Origin of the sequence: Phreatobacter sp. (assembly GCF_052440005.1) — a bacterium.
GTDB lineage: Bacteria > Pseudomonadota > Alphaproteobacteria > Rhizobiales > Phreatobacteraceae > Phreatobacter.
Genome location: NZ_JBQVQL010000020.1, coordinates 1 through 11,935 on the forward strand (window position 1 = coordinate 1; position 11,935 = coordinate 11,935).

General features: G+C 66.7%; 10 protein-coding genes and 1 pseudogene. 7 read left to right on the forward strand and 4 right to left on the reverse strand.

The features are described from left to right. The 7 genes and pseudogenes from ACT6XY_RS07140 to ACT6XY_RS07170 all read left to right on the forward strand — a co-directional run. Positions 1–123: pseudogene (locus tag ACT6XY_RS07140) on the forward strand (IS3 family transposase); the annotation flags it as partial. After that, positions 120–677, forward strand: coding sequence for an ABC transporter ATP-binding protein (locus ACT6XY_RS07145; protein WP_444747691.1), 558 nt, complete (start codon positions 120–122; stop codon positions 675–677). The pseudogene ACT6XY_RS07140 and the gene ACT6XY_RS07145, both read left to right, overlap by 4 nt. Before the next feature lie 9 nt (positions 678–686). Then, the gene (locus ACT6XY_RS07150; protein ID WP_444747644.1) at positions 687–1,922 is read left to right on the forward strand and encodes a thiolase family protein; all 1,236 of its coding nucleotides are present in this window, start codon (positions 687–689) and stop codon (positions 1,920–1,922) included. Between the two features lie 10 nt (positions 1,923–1,932). Next, the gene (locus ACT6XY_RS07155) at positions 1,933–3,483 is read left to right on the forward strand and encodes an AMP-binding protein (RefSeq protein WP_444747645.1); all 1,551 of its coding nucleotides are present in this window, start codon (positions 1,933–1,935) and stop codon (positions 3,481–3,483) included. Between the two features lie 26 nt (positions 3,484–3,509). Next, positions 3,510–5,018 (forward strand): class I adenylate-forming enzyme family protein, encoded by a 1,509-nt coding sequence (locus ACT6XY_RS07160; RefSeq protein ID WP_444747646.1) that lies wholly within the window; start codon positions 3,510–3,512, stop codon positions 5,016–5,018. A 31-nt stretch (positions 5,019–5,049) separates the two neighbouring features. Continuing rightward, complete coding sequence (locus tag ACT6XY_RS07165) at positions 5,050–6,228, forward strand: lipid-transfer protein (RefSeq protein WP_444747647.1); 1,179 nt, start codon at positions 5,050–5,052, stop codon at positions 6,226–6,228. Positions 6,229–6,241: 13 nt separating this feature from the next. Next, on the forward strand, positions 6,242–7,036 hold the full coding sequence (locus ACT6XY_RS07170) for an SDR family NAD(P)-dependent oxidoreductase (RefSeq protein ID WP_444747648.1): 795 nt from the start codon (positions 6,242–6,244) through the stop codon (positions 7,034–7,036). A 226-nt stretch (positions 7,037–7,262) separates the two neighbouring features. Here the strand turns inward: ACT6XY_RS07170 and ACT6XY_RS07175 are convergent, their stop codons facing one another. The 4 genes from ACT6XY_RS07175 to ACT6XY_RS07190 all read right to left on the reverse strand — a co-directional run bounded on the left by ACT6XY_RS07175 (position 7,263) and on the right by ACT6XY_RS07190 (position 11,934). Beyond that, positions 7,263–8,012 carry an ABC transporter ATP-binding protein gene (locus ACT6XY_RS07175; protein ID WP_444747649.1) on the reverse strand — a complete coding sequence of 250 codons (750 nt, stop codon included), beginning with the start codon at positions 8,010–8,012 and terminating at the stop codon, positions 7,263–7,265. Continuing rightward, entirely contained in the window at positions 7,993–9,798 is a 1,806-nt protein-coding gene (locus ACT6XY_RS07180; RefSeq protein ID WP_444747650.1) for a branched-chain amino acid ABC transporter ATP-binding protein/permease, read from the reverse strand. The genes ACT6XY_RS07175 and ACT6XY_RS07180 overlap by 20 nt, the downstream gene beginning before the upstream one ends. After that, the gene (locus ACT6XY_RS07185; RefSeq protein ID WP_444747651.1) at positions 9,798–10,655 is read right to left on the reverse strand and encodes a branched-chain amino acid ABC transporter permease; all 858 of its coding nucleotides are present in this window, start codon (positions 10,653–10,655) and stop codon (positions 9,798–9,800) included. The genes ACT6XY_RS07180 and ACT6XY_RS07185 overlap by 1 nt, the downstream gene beginning before the upstream one ends. Positions 10,656–10,737: 82 nt before the next feature. Next, positions 10,738–11,934: an ABC transporter substrate-binding protein gene (locus tag ACT6XY_RS07190; protein ID WP_444747652.1), complete on the reverse strand. Its 1,197-nt coding sequence runs from the start codon at positions 11,932–11,934 to the stop codon at positions 10,738–10,740. Position 11,935 lies beyond the last annotated feature (1 nt).

Genomic DNA, 11,935 nt, shown 5'->3' on the forward strand with positions numbered 1-11,935 from the left:
GCGACGTTCCACCCGCGGCGGGATCAGACGCTACGCAACGTGAATAGCTCCGCGTCTGCCCACGCCGCTCAACCCGCCCGAGAGGGCCAAACCAACCGCCGGGACGAACTCAAGGCTGGATAGAAACTGGGGGCAACGTCAGCTCCGGCCGGCGCATGTTCGACGACCGCGACGTGACCGCGCTCAAGCCCCACGAGCTGGGGCGCCTCGGCATCGCCTTCGTGCCGGAGAACCGGCGGATCTTTCCCAACCTGACGGTTGAGGAGAACCTGCGGATCGCGACCGTCATGGGACGCACCGGCCCTTGGACGCTGGAGCGCATCTACGGCCTGTTCCCCCGCCTCGAGGAGCGCGCGAGCCAGGGCGGCGATACGCTGTCCGGCGGCGAACAGCAGATGCTGGCCCTCGGCCGCGGTCTCCTGACCAATCCCGAGGTCCTGCTCCTCGACGAGCCGACCGAGGGCCTCGCGCCGCTCATCGTCGACCAGCTCGTCGAGGCCATCCGGGTGATCAACACCGAAGGCATTGCGATCCTGCTGGTCGAGCAGAACCTGAAGGTTCCCCTCAAGCTCGCGCGCCGCCAGTTCGTCATCGACAACGGCCGGGTCGTCTGGTCCGGCACCACAGCCGAACTGCAGGCAGACCGGGCCCGCATCGAAACTCTCATCAGCGTCTAGGATCGGGACATGGCCGACGTCTACATCATCGGGATCGGGATGACGCGCTTCGGGCGCTATCTGGACTCCCGACTCGAGGCCATCGCGCGCCCGGCGGTCGAGGAGGCACTGAGCGATGCAGGCATCGGGCGTAGTGACGTCCAGGCCGCCTTCTTCGCCAACACGGCGCAGGGCGTGGTCGAAGGCCAGCATCTCGTGCGCGGACAGCTCGTGCTGAGGGCCCTGGGCTTCGAGCACATTCCGGTCATGAACATCGAGAACGCCTGCGCCAGCGCATCGACGGCGCTCAACGCCGCCTTCGCCTTCATCGCCTCCGGCCAGGGCGATATCGCGCTGGCGCTGGGCGCTGAGAAGATGAACGCCGCCGATCGCGCCAAATCCTTCGCCATCTTCGACGGCGCCTGGGACGTACACGACGTGGACGCCAGCGTGAGCCGCCTCGCGGCGCTCGGCAAGGATCTTCCCTTGCCGGCGGGCGCGGGCCAGAACAGCGGCAAGCGCAGTGTCTTCATGGACGTCTATGCGGCGCTCGCGCGTTACCACATGCACAGGTTCGGCACGACGCAGCGCGACATCGCCGAGGTGTCCGCCAAGAACCACCGCCATTCCGCTCTCAATCCGAAGGCCCAGTATCAGGACGCGATGACCGCCGACGACGTGCTGGCGGCGCGCGAGGTGTCCTGGCCTCTGACGCTGCCGATGTGCGCGCCGATCAGCGATGGCGCGGCCGCAGCCATCGTCTGTTCCGCGGCCAAGGCGCGCGAGCTCGGCGCCACGCGCGCCATCCGCATCGCCGCCTCGGTCATCGGCTCGGGCTCGGACCGCGAGGCAGACGACCTCGATCATCACCTGTGCCGCCTGGCCGCCAACAGGGCTTACGAGAGCGCCGGTGTCGGTCCGGTCGACATGTCGGTGGCGGAAGTCCACGACGCCAGCGCCTTCGCTGAGCTGCACCAGGCCGAACTGCTTGGATTCTCGGACATCGGCGACGGGGCCCGCCTCGTCAGGAACGGTGACACGGCACTCGGCGGGCGGATTCCGATCAATACGTCGGGCGGGCTGGAATCCCGCGGTCACCCCATCGGCGCGACCGGTCTTGCCCAGGTCTACGAGCTGGTCATGCAGCTCCGCGGCGAGGCCGGTCCGCGCCAGGTCGACGGCGCCCGCCACGCCATCGCCGAAAACGGCGGCGGCTTCCATCGCTACGAGGAAGCCGCCGCCTGCATCACCATCCTCGAGCGTTGAGAGGAAGCCCATGCGTCTGATCGACTTCTTCGACCGCGGCGTGGCCCTGGACCCGACGCGTACCTGCCTGAAGGATGCGACCGTCTCCCGCAGCTATGGCGACGTTCAGCGCCGCAGCTATCGCATCGCTAATGCGCTGGCGGCGGCGGGCTTCGCGCCCGGCCAGAAGGCTGCGGTCTACAGCCCAAACGGAGCGGTCGCCTTCGAGTGCATTCTCGGCATCGTCCGGGGTTCACAGGTCTGGGTGCCGATCAACGCCCGCAACACCGCCGTTGAAAACGCCTATATCCTCGACAATTGCGACGTCGAGGTCCTGTTCTACCACAGCGAATTCGAGGCCAACGTCGAGGTCTTCCGCAAGGACTGCCCGAAGATCCGCTCCTACGTCTGCATCGACCGGGCGGGCGCCGACGCGCCGTTCCTGGAGGGCTGGATCGCCGAGGCTCCGGAAACTGATCCGGACATTCCCGAGGACCGGGACGCGACCATCTCCATCGTCTCGTCCGGAGGCACGACCGGACGGCCCAAGGGCGTCGTCTGGACCCATCTCGTCTGGGAGACGATGATCGCCAACTTCTTCACCGCCATGCCCGTCGGCAAGCCGCCGGTGCACCTGGTGGTGGCGCCCATGACCCACGCGGCCGGCATCGTCGGCATCATCCTGATGGCGGCGGGGGCCACGCAGGTGATCCTGCCGGGCTTCGACGCGGACAAGGTGGTGACCGCCATCGAGACCGAGCGGGTCACCCATCTCTTCCTGCCGCCCACCGCCATCTACGTCCTACTCGGCCATCCGGGCCTGAAGGACCATGACTTCTCCTCGCTGGACCATTTCATCTACGCCGCCGCGCCGATGTCGGTCGACAAGCTGAAGGAATGCCTGGACGTCTTCGGCCCGGTCATGACCCAGTCCTTCGGCCAGGCGGAGGCACCGATGCTCTGCACCTTCCTGTCTCCGCAGGACCATCTCGTCATCGGCGATCGGCAGAAGGAAAAGCGCCTGGCGAGCTGCGGACGGCCCACTTTCATGACCCCGGTCGCCATCATGGACGATGACGGCAAGCTCATGCCGGCGGGCGAGCGTGGCGAGATCGTCGTGCGCGGCAATCTCGTCATGCCAGGCTACTACAAGAACCCGGATGCGACGAGGGAGGTCTCCGCTTTCGGCTGGCACCACACCGGCGACATCGGCTTCAGGGACGAAGATGGCTTCGTCTACATCGTCGATCGCAAGAAGGACATGATCATCTCGGGCGGCTTCAACGTCTATCCGAGCGAGATCGAGCAGGTCATCTGGGGCCATCCGGCCGTCCAGGATTGCGCCGTGATCGGCGTTCCCGACGACAAGTGGGGCGAGGCGGTCAAGGCCGTGATCGAACTTAAGCCCGGTGCGAGCATCACGGCCGACGAGATCATCGCGCTGTGCAAGGCCAGGCTGGGAAGCGTCAAGGCTCCGAAGTCGATCGAGTTCTGGGACAGCCTGCCGCGCAGCCCCGTGGGCAAGGTACGCAAGAAGGACATCCGCGAGACCTTCTGGAAAGGGCGCGAGCGGGCCATCTAGAGCACCGCAGCGAACGGGAGAAACCGATGAACATCGCCATGGTTCTCGCCAATGCAGCCAGGGCCTTCGCCGATCGCCCCGCGCTCTGCCGCGGCCGCGAACCGGTCCACAGCTACGGCGCCTTTCTCTCACGCAGCGCCTCGCTCGGCACGGCGCTCCGCCGCCGAGGTCTCAAGCCCGGGGCGAGGATCGGCGTGTTCCTTTCCAACCGTCCCGAATATTTCGAGATACTGTTCGGTGCCTGGTTCGCAGGAGTGACGGTGGCGCCGATCAACGCCAAGCTGCATGCGAAGGAGCTCGCCTACATCCTCGACAATTGCGCGGCATCAGTGCTGTTCACCGACATCGAAGGGGGTCTGTCGCAGCCCGGCGATGTGGTGGATGTTGACGGCGACGCTTACGCCGCCATGGTCTCGACGCCTCCCGACACACTGCAGCCCGCCACCGCCGCCCCGGACGACATCGCCTGGCTGTTCTACACCAGCGGCACGACCGGCTATCCGAAGGGCGCGATGCTGACCCATCGCAACCTCTACGCCATGACGCTGAGCTTCCTCGCGGACATCGGTCCGGTCGAGGAGACGGATGCCTCGCTGTATCCGGCACCGCTCTCGCATGGCGCCGGCCTCCTCTCGCTCGCGCATATCGTGCGCGGCGCGGCCAATGTGGTTCCGGAGAGCGGTGGCTTTTCGCCCGATGAAATCGTCGAGCTGATCAACCACTATCCCGGCAGTTCCTTCTTCGCCGCGCCGACCATGGTCAATCGGCTTGTCACGTCGCCCGCCATGGGAGACATGAAGGTGGAGAACCTCGACCATATCTTCTACGGCGGCGCGCCGATGTACCTCGAGGACCTGAAGCGCGCCCTCGGCCTGCTCGGCCCCCGGCTCTGGCAGGCCTATGGCCAGGGGGAAGCGCCCTGCACCATCAGCTACCTGCCGCCGCACATGCATCTCGACACCGGTGACGGTCAGCTGGACGCGCGCCTGTCGTCCGTCGGCATCCCGCGCACGGGTGTCGCCGTGCGCGTCGTCGATGCCGATGGGCGTGACCTTCCCCCCGGCGAGGCCGGCGAGGTCATCGTCGCCGGCGACGTGGTCATGGCCGGCTACTGGAACAATGCCGCGGCAACCGCATCGGCGCTGCGCGACGGCTGGCTCTGGACCGGGGACGTCGGCACCTTCGACGCCCACGGCTTCCTGTCGCTCAAGGACCGCTCCAAGGACGTGATCATCTCGGGCGGCTCGAACATCTACCCGCGCGAGGTGGAGGAGGTTCTGCTTCGCCACCCTGCCATCACCGAGGTCAGCGTCATCGGCCGACGCCATCCCGACTGGGGTGAGGAGGTGGTGGCCTTCGTTTCAGCCTCCGATCCGGTGACGGTGGAGGAGCTTGACGCCTTCTGCATCGACAACATGGCGCGGTTCAAGCGTCCCAAGATCTACCGGTTCCTGCCCAACCTGCCGAAGAGCAACTACGGCAAGATCCTGAAGACGGAGCTGCGAGCCCTTCTCGCCAGTGAAACAGCTGCCTGAGCGCAGCGCCAACAGAGCAAAGGAGCGCGATATGACGACCATCGTCGCCGGCGTCGGCATGATCCCCTTCGCGAAGCCGGGCGCCTCCGCGCCCTATGACACCATGGGCGAGGAAGCGGTGAAGCTGGCGCTGAAGGATGCCGGCCTTAGCTACGAAGCCATCGAGCAGGCCTATGCCGGCTACGTCTACGGCGACTCCACCGCGGGCCAGAAGGTGCTCTACCGGGTAGGGATGACGGGCATCCCGATCGTCAATGTCAACAACAACTGTTCGACCGGCTCCACGGCGCTCTATCTCGCCCGCCAGTCCATCGAGAGCGGCGCGGCAGACTGCGTGCTGGCCGTGGGCTTCGAGCAGATGCGTCCCGGCGCGCTCGGTTCCATCTTCGAGGACCGCCCCTCCCCCTTTGAGGAGTTCGACAAGGTCACCGACGACCTGGTGGGACGCGAGGAGATCCCGCTGGCGATCCGTTACTTCTGCGGCGCCGGCAAGGAGCACATGGATCGCTACGGCACGAGCATGGAGACCTTCGCCAAGGTGCGTGCCAAGGCGAGCCGCCACGCTGCCAGGAACCCGCTGGCCCTGTTCCGCAAGGAATTGACCGAAGGCGACGTAATGCAGGCCCCGGTCATCTGGGAGGGCGTCATGACCCGCTCCATGGCCTGCCCGCCGACCTGCGGCGCCGCCGCCGCCGTGCTGGTCTCGGAGAGTTTCGCCAGGAGGCACGGCATCGACACGACGGTGCGCATCCGGGCCCAGGCCATGACCACCGACCGGCCGAGCACGTTCGAGGCCCGTGACATGATGCGCGTGGTCGGCTTCGACATGGCGAAAGAGGCGGCACAGAAGGCCTATGCGGCGGCCGGGATCGGGCCGGAAGACATCAAGGTGGTCGAGCTGCACGACTGCTTCGCCCAGAACGAGCTGATCAGCTACGAGGCGCTGGGCTTGTGCGGCGAGGGAGAAGCCGAGAAGTTCGTCGTCGACGGCGACAACACCTATGGCGGCCGCTACGTCACGAACCCGTCCGGAGGCCTGCTCTCCAAGGGCCATCCGCTCGGTGCGACCGGTCTTGCCCAGTGCTACGAACTGACCCACCAGCTGCGCGGCACCGCCGATGCGCGACAGGTGGAAGGCGCAAGCCTCGCACTCCAGCACAATCTCGGCCTGGGCGGCGCCGCGGTCGTCACGATCTACGAGAAGGCGTGAGGAGATGGCGTCGATGGGAGAACGGCTGAAGGGCAAGATCGCCTTCGTCATGGGGGCCGGCTGCATCGGCGAGGGCTGGGGCAACGGCAAGGCGACGGCAGTGCTGTTCGCCCGCGAGGGCGCCACTGTCATCTGCGTCGACCGCGACCTGGGCTCCGCCGGGCGGACCGCCGCCATCATCTCCGAGGAGGGCGGCAAGGCAGAGGCGCTGCGGGCGGACATCACCTCGGCGGCCGACATCGACGCGGCGGTGGCCGACGTCATCGCCCGTTACGGACGCATCGACATCCTCCAGAACAATGTCGGAATCGCCGAGCCCGGCGGACCCGAGGCAATCGACGAAGCGAGCTGGGACCGGGTGATGGACGTAAACCTCAAGGGGTTCTTCCTCACCTGCAGGCGCGTCCTGCCCGAGATGGTGCGGCAGGGCGGAGGCGCCATCGTCAACGTCTCCTCCGTCGCCTCGATCACCACCATCAACGTGCCGATGATTTCGTACTACTCATCCAAGGCCGCCGTGAATCATTTCACCCGCGCCGTCGCGGTCGAGTACGCCCCAAAGGGCATTCGCTGCAATGCTGTGCTGCCAGGGCTCATGAACACCCCGATGATCGTCGAGCCATACAGGCATGTCTATGCATCGGTCGACGACATGATCGCCAAGCGTGATGCCATGGTGCCCATGGGCAAGATGGGAACCGCCTGGGACGTGGCTCACGCATCGCTGTTCCTAGCCTCGGACGAGGCAAAGTACATTTCTGGGGTCTTGTTGCCCGTGGACGGGGCGCTGACCTGTCAGACCCGGTGAAGGGCGCAGCAATCCCACAAGCGATCGGCGCGCATCGGACATAACGAGTGCTCCGACAATCGCCGAGCGCCTTGCGGAACGGGATATCTGGATAAGGTCCCGAAGCCAATGTCCGCGTTAGTGGCACTAAGCAGAACAAGCCACGCCGCATTTGAACGTCTTTGGACTGCTGCCCGGCTCAGCACCACGGCGTGCACGAGCCGTAACATCAGCGGTTGGCGCATATTCAGGTTTCGGCGGGAACGGCTTTCTCAACTCCGAAATAGGCGCGCTCCAGGCGGCGCGGAAGGTCCGGCTCGCTGGCCTTCGCCTCCAGCACCACACTGCCCTGCGCCACCGCATAGACGCGGTCGGCGATCGCGAGGACCTTCTCGATCAACTGCTCGACCAGCAGGACCGCCGTGCCGTTGTCGCGCAGCGTCGAGACCACGGCCAGAACCCGGTCGACGAGCACGGGCGACAGACCGGCGGACGGCTCGTCGAGCATCAGGAGCCTGGGGCGGCGCACCAGCCCCTGTGCAACGGCGAGCATCTGTTGCTGGCCGCCGCTCAGCGAGCCGCCGCGATCGTTCCGCTTCGCCGCGATCTCCGGGAAATAGTCGAGCGCTTCCTCGACGCGCGCCATCCGCTCGGCGCGCGGGATGTCATAGGCGGCGAGCAACAGGTTGTCCGTCACGGTCTGCTGGGTGAACACCCGATGCCCTTCCACCACGTGGACCAGGCCACCGCGCGCCGTCTCGCGCGGGCCGACGCCGCGAAGACTGGCCCCGCCGAAGCGGACGTCGCCGGCGCCCCATGGCAGGAGCCCGGATATGGCGCGGAGCAGCGTCGTCTTGCCGGCACCGTTCGGGCCGAGCAGGGCCACCACCTCGCCCGCACCGACAGTCAGGGTCAGGTCGTGCAGCACGTTGATCTTGCCGTAGCCCGCCTGAAGCGCGCGGACGTCCAGCAGAGGTTCAGCCTCCGAGATAGGCACTGACGACCTCCTTGTGCACGCGAATTTCCGACGGCGTTCCGGCGGCCAGCACCCGGCCGAGGTTCAGGACCGTGACATGGTCGCAGATGTCGAAGATCAGGTCGGCATGGTGCTCGACGAGGAGAACGCCGGTGCCCTGGCGGCTGATGGCCTTGATGAGGGCCGCGAGGCGTTCGATCTCCGACACCGAGAGGCCGGCGGCCGGCTCGTCGAGCATCAGGAAGGCCGGCCTGAGGATGAGAGCCCGGGCAATCTCGACGAAGCGCAACTCGCTGTGCTGCAGGCGGTCGGCGCGGACATCGGCCAGCGCCTCCAGCCCGACGGCGGCGAGCGCGGTCATGGCGGCTTCACGCAGCCGCCCCTCGTCGGCCCGGTGCCGGGGCAGCGAGAACAGCGTCTCCATGAAGGTCGCCTCGCCCTGGATCGTCGCCCCGATCATCACGTTGTCGATGACGGACGCTTCGCCGACGATCCGCGGCGTCTGGAACGTCCGGGCGATGCCCCTCCCCGCGCGGGTCTCCGGGATCCCCGGTTCCAGCGGTCGCCCAAGCGTGACGCCGCCCTTTTCCGGCGCGTAGTAGCCGGAAATCACATTGAGCGTCGTCGTCTTGCCGCTGCCATTGGGACCGATCAGGCCGTGCACCTTGCCGGGTTCGATCGCAAGGGAGACTCCGTCGATGGCGCGGACCCCGCCGAAGCTCAGCACGATGTCGGTGAGGATGATCGGGGTGCGCTCCTCGCTGCGGCCGAGCAGCGGGGCCAACAGGGCCGGTCGCGGCTTGATCGTCCGGTCGAACGCCAGCGCCTTGCGGCTCTTGAAGTCGAGGAGCGCGGCAATTCCGCCAGGCATGGCGAGGACGATGACCAGCAGCAGGACCGCGTAGAGGAAGGTCGACCAGGCCGCCAGGGGCGCGGCGATCTCCGGCAGGATGGTCAGCACGATCGTGCCGATCAAGGGCCCGAGGATCGAGCCGCGGCCGCCGATCAGCACGGCGATGAAGAACAGCAGGGACAGTTCGAAGGTGAAGGCATCGGGCGTGATATAGGTCTGGAGGCTCGCGAAAAGGCCTCCCGCCATGGCCGCCAGTGCGCCCGCCAGCATGAACACGGCGATGAGCAGGCGCGCCTTCGAAATACCGCTCGCCTCGGCCGCGACGTCGGCATCGCGCACGGCGATGAGAGCCCGACCGAACCGGCTATGAGCGATGTTTGAGGTGATCCAGGTGCTGAAGGCCGCGATCCCCAGGCACAGGTAGTAGAAGCCCCAGGCATTGTCGAAGGGTGCGGGCATTTCCGGCCCGGGCAGCCCGATGCCACCACCGGTGACGCTCTGCCAGGCCAGCGCCACCTGGGTGACGATGGTCGCAAATCCCAGCGTGGTCATGGCGAAATAGAAGGTCCGCAGCCGCAACGCCGGCAGGCCGACGATGACGCCGAAGACGGCTCCGACGCAGCCCGCTGCGGCGAGGGCTGCGAAGACAGGCAGGGGCGGCGTCACGTTGCCGGCGACCAGCACGCTGGTCGTATAGGCCCCGAGCGTCAGCAGCGAGACGTAGCCGATCGCCAGTTGACCGGCGTAGCCGACGATCAGGTTGAGACCTGCGACCAGCATCCAGTAGATGGCGGCGCGGGTGGCGATCAGGCCCCAGTACTCGTTGCCGGTCAGCGGCAGGAACGTGGCGAGGCCGAAAAGGGCGATGAAGGGCAGCGCGACGCGCAGCGCCCTCCCAAATCCGCCGGTCTTGTCTGCGGGCGCGATGCCGGCCGTCTTGCTCAGGTCGGCCATCACACCCTCCTGGCGGCTTGGCCGCCGAACAGGCCCTGGGGTGCGATCAGCAACACGATGATGAACAGGCTGAACACCGCGACGGACGAGAAGATGCCGCCGACCAGGAAGTTGGCCGCCTGCTGGAAGATGCCGAGGGCGAGGCCGCCGATGACGGCGCCGCGATTGTTGCCGAGCCCGCCGAGCGCCACCGGCACGAAGCCGTAGAAGTTCAGGAGAGGACCGTTCGCGAAGAACGCCAGCAGCAACTGGCCTCCTGCAAATCCCGCGAGGCCTCCGATGGCACCGGCGAGCGCATAGCTGGCGATGCGCAGGTTGCGCTCCGGCAGGCCCAGGGCCCTGGCGGCGAAGTTGTCCTCGGCAATCGCGAGGAAGGCGCGGCCGACCAGGGTCTTGCGATAGAGGAATTCGAGCCCGACGATGGTGATGGCGCAAGCCGCCACCGGCAGCCAGAATTTCTCCTCGATGAAGCCGCCGCCCGAACTGAACAGCCGCGGGAAAGGCTGCGGCTCGGTGCTCCACTCGATCGCGGTCACCTGCTGGATCATCAGCGCCAGCGCGAGGGTGGACAGCACATAGAGATGCTGGTCGAGGCTCTTCAGCACCGGCCTGACGGCCACGAACTCGGTGATGACACCGACCAGCGCGCAACAGGCGATCATCGCCAGGAAACCGAGAACCGGCGGAAAGCCCATGCGCAGGATGAACAGCGAGCCGAAGACGCCTCCCAGCATGCCGAGCTGGCCGGCCGTGAAGCTCATGACCCGCGAGGTCGAGAACATGGTGTTGTAGGCAATCCCGATGAGAGCGTAGATCGCCCCAACCGCGAGGCCCGAGGCGAGGATCGAAGCCAGCATGGGTCAATTCTTTCGGGAATGAAGGCCTGCATGCGAAGCCGGGCTGCTCTGGGGGCAGCCCGGCCCTGGTTGGGCGTCTCGCTCAGCCGGAATAGCCGGGGGCGAGCGCGAAGGTACCGTTTTTGGCCGAACTGGCCGCCGACATGACGACATCCGCCACGGGATAGCCGTTGTGCCGGGTCGGGCTGTAGGAATAGTTGCCGAAATAGCCCTCGTATTTTGCAAGGCCGTTCCAGTAGCCGATGATCGCCTCGCTGGACGACGAGCCGGTCGTCTCGACGGCCTTGGCGACGAGGTCGATCGCATCGATGCCGCAGGCCACCCACCAGAGCAGCGTGTCCTGGAGGTTGACCTTGCCGGCGAGCCGTTCGACGAGCGCCTGGTTCTTCGGCGGCAGCTTGCCGTCGGCCCCGTAGCTGCAGCTGCGGTAGCCGATCGCGTAGACCTTATCCCAGTTGGCCGGCTTCTCGATCAGGCCGCCGATTTCGCCGGACGACAACGAAGGGTGGCCGACGAAGGGCACGTCCCAGTTCATCGCGGCACGCGTGTTCATCATGCGCGCCTCCATGCCGGTGGAGACGCTCCACACCACGATCGCCTGGGCGCCGGCATTGCGGGCGCGCAGCATGTCGGGCGTCATGTCCGGCTGGGTGGCGTCGATATTGGCCTGGTAGACCACCTCGGCGCCGTCCTTTTTGAAGCCGGCGACGGAGGCATTGACCGCGCTGACTCCATAGCCGGTCGTGTCGCCGATGACGGCGATCTTCTTCAGCTTGAGGATGGCGAGGCAGTAGTTGCGCACGGCGTCGTCCCACTGGGTGTTGGACGGCGAGATGCGGAAGGCGTTGGGGAAGCGGCGCTCATCGATCAGGGTGTCGACCACGCAAGGGTGGATGTTCGGCATCTTGGCACGGGCCATGATGGGCGTGACGGCCAGCGACTCGCCGGAATTGGTCGGCCCCCAGATGGCATGGACCTTGGCCTGGCTGATCAGTTCCTGGGTCGCGTTGACCGCCTTGGTCGGGTCGCCCTGGGTGTCGCGGGTGATGATCTCTACCCTGCGACCCTTGACGCCGCCGGCCGCGTTGATCGCCTCCGCGGCATAGATGACACCGCGATTGAAGCCGACGCCAGGTGCGGAGCTCGGTCCGGTGAGAGCTGCGAGCCAGCCGATGCGGATCGGCTCGGCCTGGGCGATCGCCGGATGCGCGAGCCCGAACGCCGAGGCACTGATGGCTCCTGCGGAGCCGAAGGTGAAGTGACGCCGATTGATGGCCATG